The organism is Enterobacter cloacae complex sp. IR5441 (assembly GCF_049238215.1).
GTDB lineage: Bacteria > Pseudomonadota > Gammaproteobacteria > Enterobacterales > Enterobacteriaceae > Enterobacter > Enterobacter hormaechei_C.
On record NZ_JBMKIA010000008.1, the window covers coordinates 24897 to 46075 of the forward strand.

At 54.7% G+C, this 21179-nt stretch carries 21 protein-coding genes and 2 tRNA genes; 8 read left to right on the forward strand and 15 right to left on the reverse strand.

Translation table 11 applies throughout. The features are described 5' to 3' along the window. Positions 1-13 precede the first annotated feature (13 nt). The gene (ompA, locus tag ACOTX5_RS11025; protein WP_108376575.1) at positions 14-1066 is read right to left on the reverse strand and encodes a porin OmpA; all 1053 of its coding nucleotides are present in this window, start codon (positions 1064-1066) and stop codon (positions 14-16) included. Positions 1067-1422: 356 nt separating this feature from the next. Continuing rightward, on the reverse strand, positions 1423-1932 hold the full coding sequence (sulA, locus tag ACOTX5_RS11030) for an SOS-induced cell division inhibitor SulA (protein WP_026094322.1): 510 nt from the start codon (positions 1930-1932) through the stop codon (positions 1423-1425). A gap of 217 nt (positions 1933-2149) precedes the next feature. Between sulA and ACOTX5_RS11035 the strand changes: the two genes are divergently transcribed. Then, positions 2150-2776, forward strand: a complete 627-nt coding sequence (locus ACOTX5_RS11035) for a TfoX/Sxy family DNA transformation protein (protein WP_017384804.1) — start codon at positions 2150-2152, stop codon at positions 2774-2776. On the opposite strand, the gene yccS is transcribed toward ACOTX5_RS11035, so the two are convergent. Beyond that, a complete protein-coding gene (gene yccS, locus ACOTX5_RS11040; protein ID WP_045911585.1) occupies positions 2733-4895 on the reverse strand; it encodes a YccS family putative transporter in 2163 nt (720 codons plus the stop codon). The genes ACOTX5_RS11035 and yccS overlap by 44 nt on opposite strands. 18 nt (positions 4896-4913) lie before the next feature. After that, the gene (locus ACOTX5_RS11045; protein WP_003858149.1) at positions 4914-5360 is read right to left on the reverse strand and encodes a YccF domain-containing protein; all 447 of its coding nucleotides are present in this window, start codon (positions 5358-5360) and stop codon (positions 4914-4916) included. Positions 5361-5482: 122 nt separating this feature from the next. Between ACOTX5_RS11045 and helD the strand changes: the two genes are divergently transcribed. Continuing rightward, positions 5483-7537: a DNA helicase IV gene (helD, locus tag ACOTX5_RS11050; protein ID WP_045911586.1), complete on the forward strand. Its 2055-nt coding sequence runs from the start codon at positions 5483-5485 to the stop codon at positions 7535-7537. A 53-nt stretch (positions 7538-7590) separates the two neighbouring features. Here the strand turns inward: helD and mgsA are convergent, their stop codons facing one another. Further along, positions 7591-8049 (reverse strand): methylglyoxal synthase, encoded by a 459-nt coding sequence (mgsA, locus tag ACOTX5_RS11055; RefSeq protein ID WP_003858146.1) that lies wholly within the window; start codon positions 8047-8049, stop codon positions 7591-7593. 80 nt (positions 8050-8129) lie between these two features. After that, positions 8130-8792, reverse strand: coding sequence for a curli synthesis inhibitor (gene csgI, locus ACOTX5_RS11060; RefSeq protein WP_045911587.1), 663 nt, complete (start codon positions 8790-8792; stop codon positions 8130-8132). A gap of 172 nt (positions 8793-8964) precedes the next feature. Between csgI and ACOTX5_RS11065 the strand changes: the two genes are divergently transcribed. Then, positions 8965-9378: a CoA-binding protein gene (locus ACOTX5_RS11065; protein WP_006809337.1), complete on the forward strand. Its 414-nt coding sequence runs from the start codon at positions 8965-8967 to the stop codon at positions 9376-9378. Between the two features lie 33 nt (positions 9379-9411). Here ACOTX5_RS11065 and hspQ read toward each other — a convergent pair whose 3' ends face one another. Both hspQ and rlmI read right to left on the reverse strand, forming a co-directional pair. Beyond that, positions 9412-9729: a heat shock protein HspQ gene (gene hspQ, locus ACOTX5_RS11070; protein WP_003858136.1), complete on the reverse strand. Its 318-nt coding sequence runs from the start codon at positions 9727-9729 to the stop codon at positions 9412-9414. Positions 9730-9789: 60 nt separating this feature from the next. Next, on the reverse strand, positions 9790-10980 hold the full coding sequence (gene rlmI, locus ACOTX5_RS11075; RefSeq protein ID WP_015570890.1) for a 23S rRNA (cytosine(1962)-C(5))-methyltransferase RlmI: 1191 nt from the start codon (positions 10978-10980) through the stop codon (positions 9790-9792). 93 nt (positions 10981-11073) lie between these two features. Here rlmI and yccX point away from each other — a divergent pair, with 93 nt between their 5' ends. After that, a complete protein-coding gene (yccX, locus tag ACOTX5_RS11080; RefSeq protein ID WP_017693676.1) occupies positions 11074-11355 on the forward strand; it encodes an acylphosphatase in 282 nt (93 codons plus the stop codon). Here yccX and tusE read toward each other — a convergent pair. Together tusE and yccA are read right to left on the reverse strand one after the other, a co-directional pair. Further along, complete coding sequence (gene tusE, locus ACOTX5_RS11085) at positions 11352-11681, reverse strand: sulfurtransferase TusE (protein WP_045911588.1); 330 nt, start codon at positions 11679-11681, stop codon at positions 11352-11354. The genes yccX and tusE overlap by 4 nt on opposite strands. Before the next feature lie 88 nt (positions 11682-11769). After that, the gene (yccA, locus tag ACOTX5_RS11090; RefSeq protein ID WP_003858127.1) at positions 11770-12429 is read right to left on the reverse strand and encodes an FtsH protease modulator YccA; all 660 of its coding nucleotides are present in this window, start codon (positions 12427-12429) and stop codon (positions 11770-11772) included. Between the two features lie 270 nt (positions 12430-12699). Between yccA and ACOTX5_RS11095 the strand changes: the two genes are divergently transcribed. Together ACOTX5_RS11095 and ACOTX5_RS11100 are read left to right on the forward strand one after the other, a co-directional pair. Next, the gene (locus ACOTX5_RS11095; RefSeq protein ID WP_045911589.1) at positions 12700-14328 is read left to right on the forward strand and encodes an ABC transporter substrate-binding protein; all 1629 of its coding nucleotides are present in this window, start codon (positions 12700-12702) and stop codon (positions 14326-14328) included. Positions 14329-14472: 144 nt separating this feature from the next. Then, a tRNA-Ser gene (locus ACOTX5_RS11100) sits at positions 14473-14560 on the forward strand. Positions 14561-14620: 60 nt separating this feature from the next. Here the strand turns inward: ACOTX5_RS11100 and ACOTX5_RS11105 are convergent. From ACOTX5_RS11105 to ACOTX5_RS11115, 3 genes are read right to left on the reverse strand one after another with little or no spacing between them, the layout of a single operon-like run. Then, on the reverse strand, positions 14621-15382 hold the full coding sequence (locus ACOTX5_RS11105; protein ID WP_015570887.1) for an ABC transporter ATP-binding protein: 762 nt from the start codon (positions 15380-15382) through the stop codon (positions 14621-14623). After that, positions 15379-16410 (reverse strand): FecCD family ABC transporter permease, encoded by a 1032-nt coding sequence (locus ACOTX5_RS11110; RefSeq protein WP_045911591.1) that lies wholly within the window; start codon positions 16408-16410, stop codon positions 15379-15381. Before ACOTX5_RS11110 ends, ACOTX5_RS11105 begins: the two co-directional genes overlap by 4 nt. Next, positions 16391-17413 (reverse strand): ABC transporter substrate-binding protein, encoded by a 1023-nt coding sequence (locus ACOTX5_RS11115; RefSeq protein WP_045911592.1) that lies wholly within the window; start codon positions 17411-17413, stop codon positions 16391-16393. The genes ACOTX5_RS11110 and ACOTX5_RS11115 overlap by 20 nt, the downstream gene beginning before the upstream one ends. Before the next feature lie 173 nt (positions 17414-17586). Here ACOTX5_RS11115 and ACOTX5_RS11120 point away from each other — a divergent pair, with 173 nt between their 5' ends. Continuing rightward, positions 17587-19200, forward strand: coding sequence for a mechanosensitive ion channel family protein (locus ACOTX5_RS11120; RefSeq protein WP_045911593.1), 1614 nt, complete (start codon positions 17587-17589; stop codon positions 19198-19200). Positions 19201-19240: 40 nt separating this feature from the next. On the opposite strand, the gene ACOTX5_RS11125 is transcribed toward ACOTX5_RS11120, so the two are convergent. After that, positions 19241-19759: a LuxR C-terminal-related transcriptional regulator gene (locus tag ACOTX5_RS11125; protein WP_047727487.1), complete on the reverse strand. Its 519-nt coding sequence runs from the start codon at positions 19757-19759 to the stop codon at positions 19241-19243. 254 nt (positions 19760-20013) lie between these two features. Between ACOTX5_RS11125 and ACOTX5_RS11130 the strand changes: the two genes are divergently transcribed. Further along, positions 20014-20101 (forward strand) — tRNA-Ser (locus tag ACOTX5_RS11130). 42 nt (positions 20102-20143) lie between these two features. Here the strand turns inward: ACOTX5_RS11130 and ACOTX5_RS11135 are convergent. After that, positions 20144-21145 carry a magnesium transporter gene (locus tag ACOTX5_RS11135; RefSeq protein ID WP_047727486.1) on the reverse strand — a complete coding sequence of 334 codons (1002 nt, stop codon included), beginning with the start codon at positions 21143-21145 and terminating at the stop codon, positions 20144-20146. Positions 21146-21179 lie beyond the last annotated feature (34 nt).

Genomic DNA, 21179 nt, shown 5'->3' on the forward strand with positions numbered 1-21179 from the left:
ATAAGACGATAACTTATGCCGCAGGCTGAGTTACAACGTCTTTGATACCTTTAACTTCGATCTCTACGCGACGATCTGGTGCCAGGCAGTCGATCAGTGCAGCGCGTGGTTTCACGTTGTCACAGGTAGAACCGGTAACTGGGTTAGATTCGCCCATACCACGTGGGGAGATCTTGTTAGCTGGGATACCTTTAGATACCAGGTAATCAACTACAGACTGAGCACGTTTCTCAGACAGACCCTGGTTGTAAGCGTCAGAACCGATACGGTCAGTGAAGCCCAGAACCACTACAGAACCGTCTTTAGGATCCAGGTTGCTCAGCTGGGTGTACAGCTGATCCAGCGCCTGCTGACCTTCTGGTTTCAGGGTAGCTTTGTTGAAGTTGAACAGAACGTCAGACTTCAGAGTGAAGTGCTTGGTCTGTACTTCTGGAGCTGGAGCCGGAGCTGGAGCTACGACTGGCGCATCTTCCTGCTGACCGAAACGGTAAGAAACACCAACGCTCAGCATGCCGTTGTCTGGACGAACGCCAACGGTAGCACCGTCACCGATGTTGTTAACCCACTGGTATTCCAGACGGGTAGCGATGTCACGGGTCATTGCCCACTCAACACCACCAGCGAATACTGGGGAAACACCAGTGTCGTGGTCGTCACCAGCACGGCTGTTGCTGGAGTCTGCACGCCATACCATGCCGCCCAGACGGGTGTACACGTCCAGGTCGTCAGTTACTGGGTAACCCAGTTTAGCGGTCAGCTGTACGCCTTGAGCTTTGAAAGCGCCATTTACGTTGTCGCCTTTGTAAGGCATACGACCTAACCAGTCGTAACCCATTTCAAAGCCAACATACGGGTTAACCTGATAGCCACCGAACGCACCTGCACCAAGCTGGCTCTCATGAGTTGGGCCATCATTGTTGTTTGCGCTGTCGTACCAACCGGTGTCATGGAACTGAGACCAACCCAGTTTACCACCTGCATACCAGGTATTATCTTTCGGAGCGGCCTGCGCTACGGTAGCGAAGCCAGCCAGTGCCACTGCAATCGCGATAGCTGTCTTTTTCATTTTTTGCGCCTCGTTATCATCCAAAATTTGCCATGAATATCTCCATCGGAGGAATCACGGTTAAATCCTTCACCGGGGGGCGTGGTCAAATATAAACCTACCGATATCTTCGGCTTAGGCCGAGCACCCCTGGCGATGTAAAGTCTACAACGTAGCTGAAAACTTACAAGTGTGAAGTCCGTCAGGCATATGAAAAAAAAAGTTCCGTATACCTAATATTTAACAATTTTTGAACGAATTTTGTGCAGTAAAATTAACGAGAACCGCGTCAGACAAGCCTTGCCGCAGTTTTGGCGCGTTGAACTTTTTTTGCATACTGCGGTCGAAAAAAATTCCAGGAAAACTCTTAAAATGACTCAATGGTACACATTTGAGTGAATTTTTAGCCCGGGATGTTGTCCTCTGCGATAGGAATCTCCACGAACCGGCCGCATGATGAAACCCATCGCGTTACCTTCTTCAGCCGCTTCAGTCAGACGCAAATGTTCCTCTTGCGACAGATCCTCAGGCAACCACCCAATCACGACGCTATAGTTCCCGGTACGTAATGCCCGGACCATCGACTCGACCGTATCGCAAGGGGAGAGTTGATTAATCTGCATCACCTTCGCTAACGGCAGGCCAGCCGACTGAACCCATTCACGACTTAATTTTTGCTGTGGCGTCAGCCAGAGCTGCCAGCGAGACTGTTGCCCGAGCTGCTGCAAAAGCGGCAGGAGTAAGAGTTGTGTTAACAGCGGCTGGTCTTCACGGTAAACCACTTCACTGATAAGCCCTGTCGATACACGCCCGATAGAATTCTGCGCAGCATTGCCTGCGGCAGAAGTGGAAGGTGTTAAGTGATTTGCATAGCCTGAAGTGTACATATTCATTCCAGCCCTGTAGTTACTGTATGGATATACAGTAACCCCTGTGTGCATAAAGATCAACCTCATTTTCGGAAAGCGACTCGCAAATTTCATCCATTCCTGGTGAACCTGAAAAAATCATCTTGCCCAACGGCAATAAGTTGCCTATTTTCCTGCTAACGGATCCGTTAGTAAGAAATATCGTGTTTACTGTATGATTTTTAATGGAATTATCATGAAAAAGATATCTTATGATCGGATTTATCAATCTCAGGAATACCTCTCTCCGCTGGGCGAAATTCATCATCGCGCCCTGTTTGGCGGTTATACCCTGGCCGTGGATGAAGCGGTGTTCGCGATGGTGTCTGACGGCGAGCTGTACCTTCGCGCCTGTGAGCAAAGTGCAAAATACTGTGTAAAAAACGCCTCCTCTTTTCTGACCCTGATGAAACGAGGACGGCCAGTGCTGCTTAATTACTACCGTGTGGATGAAGGTCTGTGGCAAAACAGGGAAAAGCTGCTTCAGCTCTCCTCGTTTGCGCTCGATGCCGCCAGGAAAGAGCGCTACCAGCGCCATCAGCGTAACCGGCTTAAGGATCTGCCGAACCTGACCTTTCAGATTGAGGTCCTGCTTATGGAGGCGGGCATTACCAATGAAGAGACGCTACGACAGTTGGGGGCGAAGACGAGCTGGCTGAAAATGCGCTCTAAGAATAAAGCGCTGAGTATCCGGGTATTGTTCGCGCTTGAAGGCGCCATCGAAGGGTTACATGAAGCGGCACTCCCGGCGGATATTCGCCGGGAGCTTATGGAGTGGTTTAATGCGCTGCCTGAGTCGCAGGGCCATCATTCCGCCAGGTAGCGATCTTCTGTCGCAGCCGACAAATTTCCGGCAGCAAAGCGATAAGCAGGCCAATTTGCTGTAGGACCAGCGGAGCTTTGTTGTCGGTGCCAGGATCAAGGTGTGCGATACGTTGCACCAGTTCATCCAGTGCCTGGTGAACCCGTGGCTCATCCGCAGGTTGATGATGAAGCGCATCATCAACGTAGCAAATGGCGTCGTCCAGCAGCGCCAGGATGCCCGGATTTGTCAGTTTCTCACGGTGGGCGCCAAGGGTAGAGATATAGCTGGTGAACGTGTGGTTCAGACACAGCAGGCGGAAGGCTGTCTCCCGGATTTCTGCCGTGGCGCGCGGCTCAGTTGACATATTCGAGACAACGGAAGCCAGCTCTGCGTCCGTGTTATGCGCATCGCGACGGGCAATCCGATAGGCCAGACGGTTATCGCGACCCTGATGGTATTGCTCAAGAATAGCATCCAGATAGCGGCAGTTGGCGTTCATTGCTCTGTCGGACACGCGCGGTAAGTTACGAAAACGCCAGTCCGGCCAGATAAAGCTCACCGCCGCCCAGGCAATGGCGCAGCCGATTAGCGTGTCGATAACGCGGGGGAGGGCCACTTCAAAGCCTTCACCCAGCAGATTGAAGCAGAGCAGCACCAGCAGCGTGATGAACATCGTGGCGTGGGCGTACTGCACATTGCGGAAGGCGAAAAACAGTACACCGGTAATCACAATCAGGATCAGTTGCCCTTCTACGGATGGCACAAAGTAGAGCACCGGCAGCCCGATGGCGACCCCGACTAATGTCCCGACAATACGCAGCGCGAGCCGATGGCGGGTAGCGTTATAGTTCGGCTGGCAGACAAACAGGCTGGTCAGCAGGATCCAGTAACCGTGGTGCAATCCTGTTATCTGGATAAATGCATAGCCGACGCACAGAACCAGCGACATCCTTACCGCATGGCGAAAGAGGGCGGATTCCGGCGTAAAATGACGGCTCAGGCGCAGCCACATATCGCTGAAACCGTTGAGACTGTCGTCGGCAAGTTGGTTGTCGGCGTCATTGCCCGGCATTGCCATCGCCTGTTCAGACTCAATGGTGGCGAGCTGAGCATCGATGGCTCTCAGGTTGTTGAGCAAGAATCCCAGGGCTTTGAACTGTTCCGGCGATGTCCCACTGGCCTGAACGCGATCGAGGGCCGCATCCAGATGACTGAATGCGCGTTCAAAGCGAGGATCGTGCTGATAGGGCGTGCGCAGCAGTATTGAGCGCGCAAGTTGCTGGCAGGCCTGAGACTGCATCGACAGCAGGCGCTGGAAACGGAACATCACGTCGCTGTAGCGGAATTTCTCGCGCAGGTCAGCGTACTGCACATGCGAGGAGCTGGCGCGCTCGTGAATATCCTGGGCAACAAAGTAGTAGTGCAGTGTGCGCCGGGTACCGCGCTGACCGCGATCGCCGCGCAGACGGGTGAGCAGAGACGCTTTGGTCTGATTCAGCGTGGCGACCAACTGGCCATTTGCCAGCGCCAGATCGTACAGGGGCGCCTGGCTGTCCTCTTCAATATCCGGATCAAACAGCCGGGATTTCAGCTCCAGATAGTGGGCCAGCTGTTCGTAACTGCGGGCAATGTTGTCCTGTAAGGCACGAACCGGAAAAATAAGATGTCCGGTTAAGGTCAGCAGGTTATACCAGATAGCGCCCAACAGCAGCAGGACCGGTTGCTGATACCACTGATCGTAAAGAGAGACGCCCAGCATGGTGTAAATGGCAATCAGCAGGGCGCCAAACGCGATAGTGGCGTAGCGTTGCCCGAGGCCGCCGAGCAAAATGAAGCCGCTGGTGGACACCGTCAGCCCTAAGGCAAACAGCCAGGGCCAGGGGAAAAGCAGCTCAACGGAGGCGGAAGCAATAAAGAAGCAGACCAGCGTAATGACCAGATTACGCAAACGACCGGCCAGGCGGTCGTCGAGATCCGCCAGCGCGCCGGCCACCACCCCAAGCGTGAGGGGGATGGTGAGCTTCACGTCATTTAGCCACCACGGCAGAGCGACGGTGCCGCAGAGGGCGATAAAGATCCTGACGTTATACAGCCAGTTACTGTTCCACGTATAGCGACGAAGCAGGGGGCTTAGCATGAGTGCGGCCAGTCCTTATTACTGAAAACGGCGACGGGCGTTGGCTTCACGCGCGGCTTGCGCGACTTCGACCGGGACAACACGGCGTCCTACCGGCCACAGGGCGATGGTAGCAATTTTGAAATTAGCGATGCCAACCGGAATGCCTATAATCGTGATGCACTGGGCGATACCGGCGAAGATATGCATCAGACACAACCACCAGCCAAAGAAGATCAGCCATAAAATATTCAGCAGCGTGCCGCCGGTATTCATCAGGGCGTTTTTTCTTTCCGGCTCCAGCTCATCCACGTGTACGGCTTCATTTCCATAAGGAACGAGGGACAGTTTGGTGATTTCCCAGCAGGAGCGCGTCAGCGGAAGGGTGAAGATGAGCACGATGCTCACCAGGGTGGCAAAAAGCCAGGAAAGGGTGGTGGCAAAACCGCCAAGGACAAAATTCAACACATTCAGAACGGTACGCATAAACCCTCATTTCCTTCGATATGATTAACGCCCGGTGATTGTAACGTTTTTTTGGGCTGGAGCACCTTAAAACTGGCAGTTAAACTGTCTGACAAATTATGACCTCGTGGATCCGGCAGGATATGGAACTGAAAGCAACTTCAATGGGCAAACGCCTGGCGCAGCACCCTTACGACAAGATTGACCTGCTCAATGCAGGAGTGAAAGTCTCCGGTGAACGCCACGAATACCTTATTCCGTTTAATCAGCTACTGGCCATTCATTGTAAACGAGGGCTGGTATGGGGGGAGCTGGAGTTCGTCCTGCCGGCAGACAAAGTGGTGCGACTCCACGGGACCGAGTGGGCGGAAACCCAACGCTTCCACCATCATCTGAACACGCGCTGGCAGCAGTGGAGCCAGGAGATGAGCGTGATTGCCGCACAGGTTCTGCAACAGGTGCTGGACGATATCGCGCTAAGCAATACGCAGCAGAAGTGGCTGACGCGCCAGCAAACCGCCGGGCTTCAGCAAAAAATCGCCCAGGCGCTGACGGCATTGCCTTTACCGGTGGCGCGGCTTGAGGAATTTGATAACTGCCGCGACGCGTGGCGAAAGTGCCAGGCCTGGCTGAGCGATATCGAGAAAAGCCGTCTGGCGCATAACCAGGCCTGGACTGAGGCGATGCTTACGCAATATGCCGACTTCTTCAGCACGGTGGAGTCATCGCCCCTCAATCCTGCCCAGGCGCGCGCCGTGGTGAATGGCGAGCAGTCTTTATTGGTGCTGGCAGGTGCCGGGAGCGGCAAAACGTCGGTGCTGGTGGCGCGCGCGGGTTGGCTTCTGACAACGGGCGAGGCGGTTGCAGACCAGATTTTGCTGCTGGCCTTTGGTCGCAAGGCTGCGCAGGAGATGGATGAGCGCATTCAGGCGCGTTTGCATACCCAGGATATCTCGGCGCGCACGTTCCACTCCCTCGCTTTACACATCATTCAACAGGGCAGCAAAAAAGTTTCTGTTGTCAGCAAACTGGAAAATGACGCTCAGGCTCGCCAGGCGCTGTTTATCAAGGCATGGCGTCAGCAGTGCAGTGAAAAAAAGGCGCAGGCGAAAGGCTGGCGTCAGTGGCTTGAAGAGGAACTCAACTGGGAGGTGCCGGAGGGCAGCTTCTGGCAGGATGAAAAGCTGGCGCGCCGGCTGGGCTCTCGTCTCGACCGGTGGGTAAGCCTGATGCGCATGCACGGCGGCTCTCAGGCGGAGATGATAGAAAGCGCACCGGAGTCGATCCGCGCTGTGTTTTCTAAACGGGTTAAGCTGATGGCGCCGATGCTGAAAGCGTGGAAAACCGCGCTGAAAGACGAAAACGCGGTCGATTTTTCGGGGCTGATCCATCAGGCCATCATCATTCTGGAGAAAGGGCGCTTCGTCAGCCCGTGGAAACACATTCTGGTGGATGAGTTTCAGGATATCTCGCCGCAGCGCGCTGCGCTGCTTTCGGCGCTGCGGGCGCAGAATAAACACACGTCGCTGTTTGCCGTGGGCGATGACTGGCAGGCTATCTACCGTTTCAGCGGGGCGCAACTATCCCTCACGACGGCCTTCCACCACTATTTTGGGGAAGGCGATCGCAGCGATCTGGACACCACCTACCGCTTCAACGCGCGGATTGGCGAAATAGCCAACCGTTTTATTCAGCAGAACCCGCACCAGCTGTCGAAACCGCTTAACAGCCTGACGTCGGGTGATAAAAAGGCCGTCACGCTGCTGGCGGACGATCAGCTGGAACCGCTGCTGGATAAACTGAGCGGCTATGCGAAACCGGATGAGCGCATTCTGGTCCTGGCGCGTTATCATCACCTCAAGCCGACGGCGCTGGAAAAAGCGGCGACGCGCTGGCCAAAACTTCAGCTCGATTTTATGACCATTCACGCCAGTAAAGGGCAGCAGGCCGACTACGTGATTGTGGTGGGGCTAAAAGAGGGGAGCGACGGTTTCCCTGCACCGGCGCGGGAATCCGTGATGGAAGAGGCGTTATTACCTGTTCCGGAAGATTTCCCGGATGCAGAGGAGCGGCGTTTACTGTACGTGGCGATAACCCGCGCGCGCCATCGCGTGTGGCTCTTGTTCAACAAAGAGGAGCCGTCGGTGTTTGTCGATATTTTGAAAAGTATTGACGTGCCGGTGGCGAGAAAGCCGTAACGCGCCGGGCAAATTCTGTAGGCCCGGTAAGCGCAGCGCCACCGGGCAAAAAACTACTTCAGTCTCTCCGCAAGATAACGCTGATAATCCGGGATCAAAATCTCCACCGGATCGTTAAACTGCGGCGATTCAATGATGAAATCTGCCGTTGAAAGATTGGTGGCTACCGGAATGTTCCACACCGTCGCCAGACGCAGCAGCGCTTTAACGTCCGGATCATGCGGAACCGCGTTCAGCGGATCCCAGAAGAAAATCAGAACGTCAATTTTACCTTCTGAAATCTGAGCACCTACCTGCTGGTCACCCCCCATCGGGCCGCTCAGCATGGCATTCACTTCCAGACCGGTTTCGCGGTGGATCAGGTTGCCGGTTGTTCCCGTGGCAGAAAGGGCATGATGCTGTAAAAGAGGCTGATGGCGACGAACCCAGTTAAGCAGCATTTGTTTACAGTGATCGTGCGCAACCAGAGCAATGTGCTTGCGCGCCGGAAGTGTGCGTGTTGTCAGTTCCATAATCTTATCCGTGAGGTTACCTCGCTACACGATGACGGGAACTGACTGATGCTGCAAGAGAAAGGACAAAAAAATGTGGCTTACGACGAAGGTTGTTGTTTCGCCCATTGCAGAAAACGGGCGCGCGTGTCCGGATCGGCATTCTGGAACCAGAACTTGAGACGTTGCTCAGTAAGGGTCTGCGACTGAGGGGGGAGTACATCCAGCTCCGATACGCCCGAAAGCAGGGTACTGTCATCCGCCATCATGGTGGCGAACTGGGGCAGCGAGGCGCGCCTGCTGGCCCTGTTGTAGGTCTCGGTGTCCGCTTCATAGTCTGTTCCCTTTGGCCTTTTTGTCAGCGCCAGAATATCCAGCTTTACCGGGATGGGCATGGAATCCCCGTCCACCAGTTCTATGCGCGGCGAGGCATCAAACGTCAGTGACTCCTTTTCTGTCTCAAGGCGCGGGAGACGAAAATTGACCTTGCTGATACGCTGGGTATTAAAGCTGACCACCAGCGGAGGCGAAATGTACACCTGCTGTTCGTTGTCGGTGAGGCGAATGGTCTTTTCCACCCGAAAAACCAGCTGATGCGGGCCGTTATCCAGCTCGATGCTGTCTGCGCCCCGCAGCAGGGAGCTGGAGACTTTTTTCCCGTCCAGCACCAGCAGGTCAATGTCGGTTGAAAGTCTGAGAGTGGTTGCGAAAACACAAACCGGCATGATTAACGCAACCACAGCCCAGGCAATGCCGGTTTTCATAGCAGACTCCTGTAGACAAACTACCCCGGTAAGAATGTATCAAAAGTTTTCGATAAACACGTTTACTAACATATAGACATATTCTGCCGTTTTGCCCTCATACTTCTGTATGGGATGCGTGGTTGAGATGTTCGCTTTGACGTACACTTTGAAAAAAACCAGGAGGAAGAGCATGAAAGAGAACGACATTGTCGAGATTCTGACGTCCACGCGCACTATCGCGCTGGTCGGCGCGAGCGATAAACCGGATCGCCCAAGCTATCGGGTCATGAAATACCTTCTGGATCAGGGTTATCACGTGATCCCGGTCTCGCCAAAGGTGGCGGGGAAAACGCTGCTGGGCCAGCAGGGCTATGCGACGCTCGCGGACGTGCCGGAAAAGGTGGATATGGTGGACGTTTTCCGTAATTCAGAGGCGGCCTGGGGCGTGGCGCAGGAAGCAATTGCCATTGGCGCGAAAACGCTGTGGATGCAGCTGGGCGTGATTAATGAGCAGGCGGCCGTGCTGGCGCGCGATGCCGGGCTGAAGGTGGTGATGGATCGCTGTCCGGCAATCGATATTCCCCGGCTGGGGCTGGCAAAATAAAAAAAAGCCCGTTTGACGGGCTTTTTTACACCTTTAGTTGCGCAGTCTTGGTGCCTGTAACTGTTTGCGGATGGTCTGAGCAAGCTCGTCCATAGTGGGTTGTTCCGGATGCTCATCCTGTAGTTCACCACTCAGCTGCGCTTCGGCAAGATAGGTATGGACAGGCTGACCATCGTCGCCCTCCATAACCACATGATACCAGGGCGCGGCGCGAAGCTCTGCGTCAACGGCCAGATCGTCTGCTGACGGTTCATCAAGGGAATACTCCGGGTCGATATCCACGACCACACCCAAATATCCAAGCAAGGTGTGGCGGACCTGCTGGCCGATACCGAATTTGCTGGCAATCATAGTCACCTCCCGGGAAACATTACATACACACTATGTGCGGGCAATATTTCTCTTTTCAAGTTACATGACGCGACAGGCAAACCCTTTCAGATACAGCCCTTCCGGGTAGGTAGCGATCACCGGGTGATCGGCGGCCTGACGGAACTGCTCTATAAATTGTACATCACGACCCGCATCTATTGCGGCATCGGCGATGATTTTTTGGAATAAATCTGTCGTCATTAGGCCAGAGCAGGAGAATGTCAGCAGCACGCCGCCCGGGTTCAGCAGCTGGATCGCCAGCATGTTGATGTCTTTATAGCCACGGCAGGCGCCCATCAGCTGGCTTTTGTTTTCAACAAACTTCGGCGGGTCCATCACGATGACGTCAAATTTCTCGCCCTGGTCGCGGTATTTACGCAGCAGTTTGAATACGTCGTCGCGCACAAACTCCGCTTTGCTCAGATCCAGCTTATTCAGCTCAACGTTCTGCTTCGCCACGTCCAGCGCTTCCTGTGAGGTGTCGACGCTCACCACCTGAGCACAGCCGCCCATCAGGGCAGAGACCGCAAAGCCGCCGGTATAAGAGAAGCAGTTCAGCACGCGTTTATCGGCAACGTACTGGCGCGTTGCCAGACGGCTGTCACGCTGGTCGAGGTAATAACCGGTCTTATGGCCGCCCTGGATATCCACCAGCAGCTTCATGCCATGCTCTTCAATAGGCAGCAGGGCAGGCGGCAGTTCGCCGGTGACCGGGCCTTGCGTCAGCTCCATGCCCTCTTTTTTACGTACCGCCACGTCGCTGCGGTCGTAAATGGCACATTCCGGGAACAGGGTTTGCAGGGCGCTAATCAGCGCGGCACGCTGGTATTCCGCCCCGGCGCTCAGCAGCTGCAACACCAGAAAATTGCCGAAGCGGTCAATGGTCACGCCCGGCAGCCCGTCGGACTCTCCGGCAATCAGACGATAGCTGTCCAGCCCGTCACGCTTTGCCAGCCACTCGCGCCACTGCTGCGCCTGTTGCAAACGACGGACAAAGAAGTCGATATCGATGGTTTCTTCTTTATCGAACGTCCAGACGCGCGCGCGGATCTGAGATGCTGGCGAGTATGCGCCGCGTGCTAACCATTTCCCCTGATGGTCAACAATATCGATGGTTTCACCGAGGCTGGCTTTACCTTCCATGCGGGCAACCGCGCCGGAAAAGACCCAGGGATGACGGCGCAGTAATGACTTCTCGCGCCCTTTGGCTAACACTAAACGTACACTCATAATTTGCTATTCTGTCGATTCGAATGAAATGGCCGCCATTTTCCCGACTTCAGTGAGGAAATGCAACGCGCCAGTCGGATAAGGAGAAGGATGATGTCAAATGTTTGCACCATTGCCTGGGTTCATGGCCTTGTACAGGGCGTCGGATTCCGCTACAGCACCCAGCGCGAAGCCCTTCAGCTCGGGCTGACAGGGTATGCGCGTAACATGGATGATGGCAGCGTGGAGGTAGTGGCCTGCGGTGAGGCGGATCGGGTTGAGAAGCTGGTGGCGTGGCTGAAAGCGGGCGGACCGCGCAGCGCGCGGGTTGATAAGGTGCTAACGGAACCGCATCAACCCGACCGGGAATACGCTGACTTCAGTATTCGCTATTAAATGCATTTTACCGGCTTTGGCAGGCCGGCGATTTTTGTCGCCTGTTTAGCCGGGCCTTTCGGAAACAGGCGATACAGATAACGGCTGTTGCCTTTCTCTTCGCCAAATTTATTCGCCATGGCTTTGACCAGCATGCGGATAGCCGGCGAGGTGTTGAATTCAAGGTAAAATTCTCGCACGAAGTGCACCACTTCCCAGTGTTCCGGGGAGAGGGTAATTCCTTCGTTTTCCGCAATTTTCTCCGCCAGCGCTTCGCTCCACTGGCTGCTCTCTTTCAGATAACCGTCGTTATCGGTTTCGATCTCTTTGCCTTCAAAATTCAACATATTCATTCACGCGTTAGTCAAAAACTGCCTAAGTCTACCAAAAAAACAAAGCCCCGCATAAGCGGGGCCCTGTTCACAGCACGGCGAGTTAATCGCGGCTGGCGAAGCCCAGGATGCTCAGCAGGCTGACAAAAATGTTGTACAGCGACACATACAGGCTCACGGTGGCGCGGATATAGTTCGTCTCACCGCCGTGAATGATGTTGCTGGTTTCATATAGGATTGCGCCGGATGAAATCAGGATAAACACCGCGCTGATTGCCAGATGCAGCGCAGGCAATTGCAGGAAGATGTTCGCCAGCATACCGACCAGCACAATCACGATACCTGCCATCAGCATACCGCCAAGGAAGGACATGTCCTTACGGGTGGTCAGCACGTAGGCCGAGCAGCAGAAGAACACCAGCGCGGTACCGCCCAGCGCCATACCAATTACGTCGCCCATTCCGGCAGACAGATAGGCATTCAGGATTGGCCCCAGAATGTAGCCCAGGAAGCCGGTAAAGGCGAACGCGGAGAGAATACCCACCGGTTTATCCGCGGTTTTGTAGGTCAGGAACATCAGACCGTACATACCTACCAGCGTGAGGATCAGACCCGGAGAAGGCAGCATCAGTACGGTGCTGGCCGTCGCGGTGATCGCCGAAAACGCCAGCGTCAGGCTGAGCATGAAATAGGTATTGCGCAGCACCTTATGGGTGCTGAGTAGCGATGTGCGGTCGCGTGAAGAAGTAATTATACGATCCATGAGTCACTCTCTTATGACAGATGTAATTAGCGCAAAGAATAGGAAACGGCGCGGCAGAGGCAAAGTGGTTTTACCCATCTTTACTCAGCCCCTTAGGGATTATGCTGGTTTTTTATTCTGGCAAAGCCTTTGTACTCAGAATGAAGTGCGGTTTGTAGAGCGTATTCAGATCAACCTCTTATAGGTCACTGAAAAATATTGCGTTATTTCCCTAAGGTCGCTAAGAGTTATTTCCGGATCGTCATAAAAACAGACAATAAGGCGAAGGAAATGAAACCACAAACACGCACGCACTTTACACTCTCTTTGTTAACCGCAGGGATCCTGTGCGCCAGCACGGCAACCTGGGCGGCTAACGTGCCGGCAGGAACCCAGCTGGCAGATAAGCAGGAACTGGTCAGGAACAACGGCAGTGAACCCGCCTCGCTCGACCCGCATAAAGTCGAAAGCGATGTCGAATTCAATATTATCAGCGATTTATTCGACGGGCTGGTCAGCGTCTCTCCGGCAGGTGAAATCCAGCCGCGCCTGGCGGAGAAATGGGAAAATAAAGACAACACCGTCTGGACGTTCCATCTGCGTCCGGGCATTACCTGGAGCGATGGAACCCCCATCACCGCGGAAGATATTGTCTGGAGCTGGCAGCGACTGGTCGACCCGAAAACCGCCTCTCCGTATGCCAGCTATCCCGGCAGTATGCGTATCGTCAACGGCACTGATATCGCAGAAGGCAAAAAAGCGCCCGAGTCGCTGGGGGTGAAAGCCATCAATGACAGCACGCTGGAAGTGACGCTCACGCAACCTAACGCCGCTTTCCTGGCGATGCTGGCTCACCCGTCTCTGGTGCCAATTGATAAAGTCCTGGTAGGCCGTTTCGGTGATAAGTGGACCAAACCGGAGCACTTCGTCAGCAGCGGGGCCTATAAACTGTCACAGTGGGTGGTTAACGAACGCATTGTGGCGGTGCGTAACCCGAAATATTGGAATAACGAACATACCGTCATCAACAAGGTGACCTATCTGCCCATTTCCTCTGAAGCTGCTGACGTCAACCGCTACAAAGCGGGCGAAATCGACATTGTTTACACGGTGCCGATCAACCAGTTTGCTCAGCTGAAGAAAACGCTGGGGAGCGAGCTGGACGTTTCACCGCAGCTTGCCACCTATTATTATCAGTTCAACACCACCCGGCCGCCGTTCAACGACGCCCGCGTGCGCAAGGCGCTGAACCTGGCGCTGGATAAAGACATCATCGCCGGGAAAGTATTAGGGCAGGGCCAGCGCCCGGCATGGCTGATCAGCCAGCCGGATATTGGCGGCGTCAAGCTCCAGAACCCGGATTACGCCAGCTGGCCGATGGATAAACGCATTGCCGAGGCGAAAAAGCTGCTGGCCGAAGCCGGATTTAACGACAGCCATCCGCTCAGCTTTAATCTCCTCTATAACACCTCGGAATCGCACCAGCGTATTGCCATTGCCGCCAGCTCAATGTGGAAGAAGAACCTCGGCGTTGAGGCGAAGCTGCAAAATCAGGAGTGGAAAACCATGCTTGATACCATGCACACCCATAACTTTGACGCGGTACGCTACGCCTGGATTGCCGATTACGACGATGCGGCAACCTTCCTGAACAACTTCCGTACCGGGGACAGCCAAAACACCACTCAGTACAGCAATCCGGACTACGATCGGGCACTGGTGAACGCGGCGAAATCGAAAACGGCGGAGGAGCGCGGTAAATTCTACCAGCAGGCAGAAGATCTGCTGGGACGGGATGTACCGGCGATCCCGGTCTATCATTACGTGCGCACGCACCTGGTGAAACCGTGGGTAGGGGGCTTCACGCCAGACAAGCTCGGGTACTACTACACCAAAGATATGTACATCAAAAAGCACTAACGATCCGCAGTGGATATTATGCTGCCAAAACGGCCAATCTGTCGTCTATTCAACCGATTAAACGCATTTTGGCTATTTTTAAAGCGAACGAATGCGCGCACTCTTTACAGCGCGCGGTGAGGTGTTTATAGTTCGCCTCACTTAGGAAGCGTGGCCGAGCGGTTGAAGGCACCGGTCTTGAAAACCGGCGACCCGAAAGGGTTCTAGAGTTCGAATCTCTACGCTTCCGCCAAATTCGAAACCCCTGCGATAGCAATATCGCAGGGGTTTTTGCTTTTGCGCCAGGCTTCCGTCATGCCACCATGTTATAGCTTATCGTGATCCCGGCGTCGGCCTTGCAGACCTGAGCTTTTACGCACCAGGTGTCCTCGATGTTTGCCGGCGTCAGAACCGCTTCTGGCGCGCCCGTGGCGGCGATCTGCCCGGCCTTCAGGAGGATCAGACGCTGGCAATAATTGGCCGCAAGATTGAGATCGTGCAGTGCAACCACCACCGTAAGCGGCAGCTGTGAAACGAGCCGCATCAGCTCCAGCTGGTGCTGAATGTCCAGGTGGTTTGTCGGTTCATCGAGCAACAGCACCTGCGGCTGCTGGGCCAGCGCGCGGGCTATCTGGCTTCGCTGGCGCTCTCCGCCAGACAAAGAGTGCCATCGCCGCTGGCGTAAGCGGCATAACTGCATCAGGCCAATCGCCTGCTCAACCGCAGCCTCATCGTCGCGCGAGGTTTTCTGGAATGTTTTCCGGTAGGGCGTACGCCCCAGTCTGACAATGTCCTCAACGGTCAGTTCTCCGTCGACCTCAGCATGTTGCGGGACAAACGCCATGTGCTGCGCGCGTTTTTTCAGCGGCATCATGCCGAGCGTTGTGCCATTAAGCGCCACGCGTTCGCTGAGTCGTGGAAACAGCCCGGCGAGACAGCGCAGCAGCGTCGACTTGCCCGAGCCGTTTGGCCCTAACAGGCCGATAATCTGCCCGGATGGCAGGTCGAGATCGATATCCTTAAGCACCGTCTGCGCTTGTCGGGTTACGGTTAACCCGGCCACAGTAATATTCATGGATGCTCCTTTCGGTTTTGATAAAGCAACGCCACAAAGACGGGGGCGCCTACCAGCGCAGTCACCACCCCGATGGGCAGAACCTGGTGCACAATCAGCGTGCGTGAGACGATATCGGCGAGGATCATAAAGTGGGCGCCGATAAGAAACGTCAGCGGGATAGATAGACGATGGCCCGGCCCACATAGCATGCGCGTTACATGGGGAATGACCAGCCCGACAAACCCCACTGCGCCCGTGGCGCTCACCAGCGTTGCGGTAACAATGGCACAGGTCAGCAATAAGACAATACGCACGGCGGTAACCGGGATCCCCAGCGTGGTGGAGACCTCATCCCCGAAGGTGAAGGTGTCCAGCGCCCGTGAAAAGAGCAATACCACCAGTAAACCCGCAAGCGTAACGGCCAGCGCCAGCAGCGCGTCAGGCCAGCGCACGCCGCTCAGACTTCCCAGCAGCCAGAACATGACGCTACGGGACTGCTCGGCATTGGCGGATGTGCTGACGACGTACGCGGTCATGGCGTTGAAGAGCTGGGTGCCTGCAATACCGGCCAGTAAAATGCGCGACGGGCTTTCACTCATCCCGTTTGTTATCACCATGATGAGCGCAAAGGCGGCGCACGAGCCGACAAACGCACCGCTGCTTACGCCAATCACGCTACCCCCGATGCCGAGAAGCATCACGCAGACGGCCCCCAGCGATGCGCCCGCGGAAATCCCCAGCAGATAAGGCTCAGCCAGAGGGTTACGCAGGATCGACTGTAACACCAGCCCGCACAACGCCAGGCCGCCGCCGTTGCACGCGGCCATTACTGCCCGGCTCATGCGATATTGCCAGACGATACCTTCCTCCATTTGCGGCAACGCATAAGAGGTCAAACCCAGTCCGTTGAGGATCGCTTTCCCGGTACTGGCATACGACACCGGCATATCACCGATACTGGCGGCAAAGACCAGCATCAGCGGCAGCGCCATGGCACCTGCTGCCAGTAAACCCTGCTGGCGGCGGTCAAAAGCGAAATGACTCATTGTCATCCCGGAAAGTAGCCAGCCGATCGCTGATAAGCTCAACCGCATCGACGTTACGCAATGAAGGGTTTAACGACATCGCTGGCACCACGATGATGTGGTTGTTCCTGACCGCAGGCATGTTCTTTGTCACCGGGTCACTGCGCAAGAACGCTTTTTTTACCTCAACGTCATCGGCAGGGTAGAGCCTGCGGGACATCCCGGCGATAACAATCATGTCCGGCTGCGATCGGGCTATATGTTCCCACGTTACAGCGGGCCATTCGTCGTGAGAGTCAATAATGTTCTTCAACCCCAGCGTGCGGCTGATCCAGCCTGGCGCGCCGTAATTCCCCGCCACCCAGGGATCGCCATTCAGACGGCTGCTGGAGAACCAGAATACAACGCTAAGTGGTTTCGCGGAGGCGCGCGCCTGGGCCTTTTTAATACGTTCCGTCAGCGCACGATTGAGTTGCTCACCTCGCGCGGAAACATCAAAAATCGTCGCCAGATCCGTCACTTCCCGTGTAATTTCCGCCAGTGAAAACGGCGCGCTACGTGCTCCGTCTGCGTTTGAGGTTTCCGTTACCGTTTTATCCGTGCAGTCGGCAGGGGAGATCCACGTATTAATCCCCAGCGAGGCAAACTGCTCACGGGTTCCCACTTCTCCCTGCGGACCAATGTGCCAGTGATACTGCGCGAGAACGAGTTCAGGTTTCTGCCCTGCCACGGCTTCAAAGGAGGGGGAATTATCTGCAAGCCGGGGGAGGTTTTTTCCGGCATCCTCCAGCGGGGCCGGGAGCTTGCCGAACCAGACTGACGTCGCGGCGATCGTTTTCTCCAGCCCCAGTGCGAGCAGTAATTCTGTTTCATGCTGACCCACGGTCACGACGCGCTGAGGAGCCTGCGTAAAGGTCTGCTTTACGCCGCAATTTTCAATCGTGAGTGGCCAGGTGGTAGCGGCGAAAGCGGCAGGCGCTATGGTGAGCAGTGAAGCCAGAAATAACCCTTTTTTGAGTAACATAAAACGCAATCCAAAATTGTTATGTTATAACATAATACATATATTGTGACTGAGAGCAACACGCTCACCCTCGCTTGTTGCAGAAACGAAAGGCTGGACTATTCTCAACATACCCACCTGGCATTCGCGGGTTGCCTGAAAAATAACAAGATTTCTGACCTGGGGTAGTGAGGATGAATAAGATCCTGCTCGCGTTTGCGTTCTGTTTTGCCGCCCTGAGCGCCTTCTCATCGTATGCCGCAGAGCCCCGCCAGGCGCCTACGGAGCAGGAGCGCGCCCGAACGGTCTACATCTTCCATCAGCCCATCGTCATGCTCCAGGCGAAATTTGGCCTGACCACGCCGGAAGAGCGCGTTTTACGCATCCGCAACACCCTGCGCAATTTTACCGAGGCGGATGTGCGTGAGCCGCTCAGCATCGTCCCCGTGACCCGCTATAACCAGCAGGGACGGCTGATAGTGATGAACGGTAAACCTGTGATGCTGCTGACAGAAGGGGATTTAGACGAAGGCGACGATCTTACCCTCGATCAGGCCGCACAGCGCGTGCTGGCGCGCATGGAAGCGCAGAGGATGGCGCTGCGCGATCAATACGATACCGGCTGGCTGGCGCTGTCGACGGTAAAAACAGCCGCTGGCCTGCTGGCGCTGTTGCTGCTCTGCTACGGCGCGTGGCGATCCTGGCGCTGGTTCCGGCGCGTCTACCGTCGGCGTATTGTGGAGAATCGCAGCCGGGTGCCGCAAAGCTGGCGGCGGTACATTGGCGCAATTGAGATTCGGCTTTACGCCTTGCTGATGTTCCTGCTGGGGTTGATCGGCTTTTACGTCTGGCTGAGCTGGGCATTCAGTCTGTTTCCGTGGACGCGGGTGTGGGGCACGTCGCTGGGAGACTGGACGCTTCGCGTGGTGCAGCAAATCGCCCTGGCGATTGTCTCGGCCTTGCCGGGGCTGACGATTGTGCTGATCATTTTCCTCATTACCGCATTTATTCTGAAGCTTCTTAAGATGGTGCTCAATCAGGTGGAGGCTGGTCGTCTGCAACTTCCCGGCGTACATCCGGAAACCGTGGGGGCTACCCGTAAGCTCATTTCCGTTGCCGTCTGGCTATTTGCTCTCTCCGCCGCCTGGCCGTTTCTTCCCGGTGCGAACTCGCTGGCGTTTAAAGGTATTAGCGTCTTCTTTGGCCTGATGTTAACGCTGGGCTCGGCAGGGGTGATGAACCATGCCATGAGCGGTCTGGTCCTGATTTACTCCCGCGCTCTGCGCAAAGGCGATGTCATTCGGGTGGCGGATAACGAAGGCAAGGTCAGTGAAATTGGCATGCTGGCGACCAAAATTATTACCCGGGAAAATTATGTCGTTACCGTGCCCAACGCGGTGGTGGTGAGCGGTAAGATCACCAATCTGAGCGCGCTACAGCCCGATGGCAGCCTCAATCTGACGGTCAGCGTCACGATCGGTTATGACACCCCATGGCGTCAGGTGCATGCCATGCTGGAGCTGGCCGCGAAACGGGCAAAAGGGATTGACCTTTCCGAGCCGCCGCTGGTACGCCAGTTAGGGTTAATGGACTGGTATATCGCTTACGAATTGCAGGTCCGTCTGCTGCCCGAACAGTCCCTCGCGGTTGCCCGCAATGAACTGCATAGCCAGATACAGGATGTGTTTAACGAATTTAACGTGCAGATCATGTCCCCGAATTTTGTTATGCAGCCAGAGGGCAGCGTAATGGTTGCCAAAGAGAACTGGTATACCGCGCCAGCCAAACCCCCTCAGGGCGAAACGTGACGGCCCGGTTTTTTTGTGGCAAGGCAAAATGTTACAGCTTTTAATCGACGATCACCGATTTTACACGGGTCATCGCCAGAATGTTTTTTGAGCGCATATTTAATTTCTCGAGGATCCTCACGCGGTAGGTGCTGGTCGTTTTTTGTGACAGTTGCAGCTTTTTCGCGATCTCATGGTTTTCCAAATGAAACAGCTTCAGCACGTCATATTCGCGTCGCGTAAAGGAGTGTGTCCTGAGCGCCCGGTAAAAGCGCATCAGCTGCTGAAAAGGGTGAGCAGTAAAATGCATCGACGAATAGATAATATTATCGATTCTCACTGCGCGGTTGGCTTCTATCTCATGCATCAGGACAATGTAATCACGCTTAACTTTTTTGACCTGCCGAATGGTTTTATTGCGTAACTTATCCTGTTCAATCGCAATGATAAAATCCATTGCCTGATCGACCCCATCAAGATCGTGAATATCCGCGTCATCGCGAATCAAATGGGTTGATGTCAGGGAGCTTGATACACCATGGCAAAGGTAATAGTTATCACTGATAAATAAAAAATTCATAATCGTCGTTAAATAAAGTCATGGCTAATCTCTTATCGCAGTGATCTACGGTTAATGGGTGTTGTGCGAAAAAGAGTCTAAATGACCACCCGCGAATCTAATAAACGTTATGAATGTAAAAATAAATGTTTACATTTTAGCCAGTCGATGGCGAAGAAATCAGCGGGACGGAAGGGGAGGACGGAAGACGTGTAATGTTATGCAAATTCGTGCTTTACATCATGCTCAGAGATGTTTATAGTGCGCCTCACTTTGGAAGCGTGGCCGAGCGGTTGAAGGCACCGGTCTTGAAAACCGGCGACCCGAAAGGGTTCTAGAGTTCGAATCTCTACGCTTCCGCCAAATTCGAAAACCCTGCGATAGCAATATCGCAGGGTTTTTTCGTTATTCCAGCCCCAGCGTATACTGCGCGATTTTGAAGTAGATAATCAGCCCGGTCCCGTCGATTAGCGTGGCGATAAACGGTGCGGAGATTACCGCCGGATCGATTTTGCAGCGTTTCAGTACCATCGGGATCACCGACGAGACGATGGCGCTCCACAGTGTAATGCAGACCAGCGTCAGGCTGACGATGAGCGTGATTTCCATCCCAATACCCATCATCCAGGCGCGAACGCAGCCCGCCAGACCCAGCGTGGCGGCAATCATTAACGAGGTGCTGATCTCTTTGCGCAGCACGCGACCCACATCGCGAAGGTGGACTTCACCCAGCGCCATGGCGCGCACCAGCGTCGAGGTGATCTGCGTCCCGCTGTTTCCGCCGGTGCCAATCAGCAGCGGAATAAAGAACGCCAGCGCGATGGCAGATTCCAGCGCCTCTTCAAAATGCTGGATCACCGAACTGGTATACGCTTCCGCAACAAACAGCAGCAGCAGCCAGACGGAGCGTTTCTTCCACAGGCTGAAGGCGCTGGTTTCCAGATAGGGCTTCTCCAGCGGCAGCGTCGCCCCCTGAAGCTGGGCATCTTCAGTAACGTCATCTTCCAGCAGATGGGCGATTTCACGCTCGGTAAGGCAGCCCACCAGCTTGCCGTGGGTCACCACCGGCACTACATCCGCACCCGCGTGCGCCAGCAGCCCGGCGACATCCGCCCGCTCATCTTCCGGTTTGAGCTGAATAAAATCCGATATCATCAACCCCTTAACAGGCTGCACGGTATCCGTGGCCTGCAATAATTTGCGTACGGCGATTAAACCTGCGAGGCGACCGTTATCTTCGATAAAAATATGCGACGGAATATCATCATCTTTTAATTTTTCAAAGAACTGCTCGCGTGCCAGAGCTACGCATAATGAAATATCGATAACGATAAAATCGGTATTCATATATTGCGCGATGGCGCTGTCATTAAAAGCCAGGTTTTGGTTGTGAATAGCGTAAGACATAGTAAATTCCCTTTGAATAATAAAATCTCTCAGG

Coding starts and splice junctions, on each gene's coding strand:
- ompA (WP_108376575.1), bottom strand. CDS start 1,066: ATGAAAAAGACAGCTATCGCGATTGCAGTGGCACTGGCTGGCTTCGCT.
- sulA (WP_026094322.1), bottom strand. CDS start 1,932: ATGTACACTTCAGGCTATGCAAATCACTTAACACCTTCCACTTCTGCC.
- ACOTX5_RS11035 (WP_017384804.1), top strand. CDS start 2,150: ATGAAAAAGATATCTTATGATCGGATTTATCAATCTCAGGAATACCTC.
- yccS (WP_045911585.1), bottom strand. CDS start 4,895: ATGCTAAGCCCCCTGCTTCGTCGCTATACGTGGAACAGTAACTGGCTG.
- ACOTX5_RS11045 (WP_003858149.1), bottom strand. CDS start 5,360: ATGCGTACCGTTCTGAATGTGTTGAATTTTGTCCTTGGCGGTTTTGCC.
- helD (WP_045911586.1), top strand. CDS start 5,483: ATGGAACTGAAAGCAACTTCAATGGGCAAACGCCTGGCGCAGCACCCT.
- mgsA (WP_003858146.1), bottom strand. CDS start 8,049: ATGGAACTGACAACACGCACACTTCCGGCGCGCAAGCACATTGCTCTG.
- csgI (WP_045911587.1), bottom strand. CDS start 8,792: ATGAAAACCGGCATTGCCTGGGCTGTGGTTGCGTTAATCATGCCGGTT.
- ACOTX5_RS11065 (WP_006809337.1), top strand. CDS start 8,965: ATGAAAGAGAACGACATTGTCGAGATTCTGACGTCCACGCGCACTATC.
- hspQ (WP_003858136.1), bottom strand. CDS start 9,729: ATGATTGCCAGCAAATTCGGTATCGGCCAGCAGGTCCGCCACACCTTG.
- rlmI (WP_015570890.1), bottom strand. CDS start 10,980: ATGAGTGTACGTTTAGTGTTAGCCAAAGGGCGCGAGAAGTCATTACTG.
- yccX (WP_017693676.1), top strand. CDS start 11,074: ATGTCAAATGTTTGCACCATTGCCTGGGTTCATGGCCTTGTACAGGGC.
- tusE (WP_045911588.1), bottom strand. CDS start 11,681: ATGTTGAATTTTGAAGGCAAAGAGATCGAAACCGATAACGACGGTTAT.
- yccA (WP_003858127.1), bottom strand. CDS start 12,429: ATGGATCGTATAATTACTTCTTCACGCGACCGCACATCGCTACTCAGC.
- ACOTX5_RS11095 (WP_045911589.1), top strand. CDS start 12,700: ATGAAACCACAAACACGCACGCACTTTACACTCTCTTTGTTAACCGCA.
- ACOTX5_RS11105 (WP_015570887.1), bottom strand. CDS start 15,382: ATGAATATTACTGTGGCCGGGTTAACCGTAACCCGACAAGCGCAGACG.
- ACOTX5_RS11110 (WP_045911591.1), bottom strand. CDS start 16,410: ATGAGTCATTTCGCTTTTGACCGCCGCCAGCAGGGTTTACTGGCAGCA.
- ACOTX5_RS11115 (WP_045911592.1), bottom strand. CDS start 17,413: ATGTTACTCAAAAAAGGGTTATTTCTGGCTTCACTGCTCACCATAGCG.
- ACOTX5_RS11120 (WP_045911593.1), top strand. CDS start 17,587: ATGAATAAGATCCTGCTCGCGTTTGCGTTCTGTTTTGCCGCCCTGAGC.
- ACOTX5_RS11125 (WP_047727487.1), bottom strand. CDS start 19,759: ATGAATTTTTTATTTATCAGTGATAACTATTACCTTTGCCATGGTGTA.
- ACOTX5_RS11135 (WP_047727486.1), bottom strand. CDS start 21,145: ATGTCTTACGCTATTCACAACCAAAACCTGGCTTTTAATGACAGCGCC.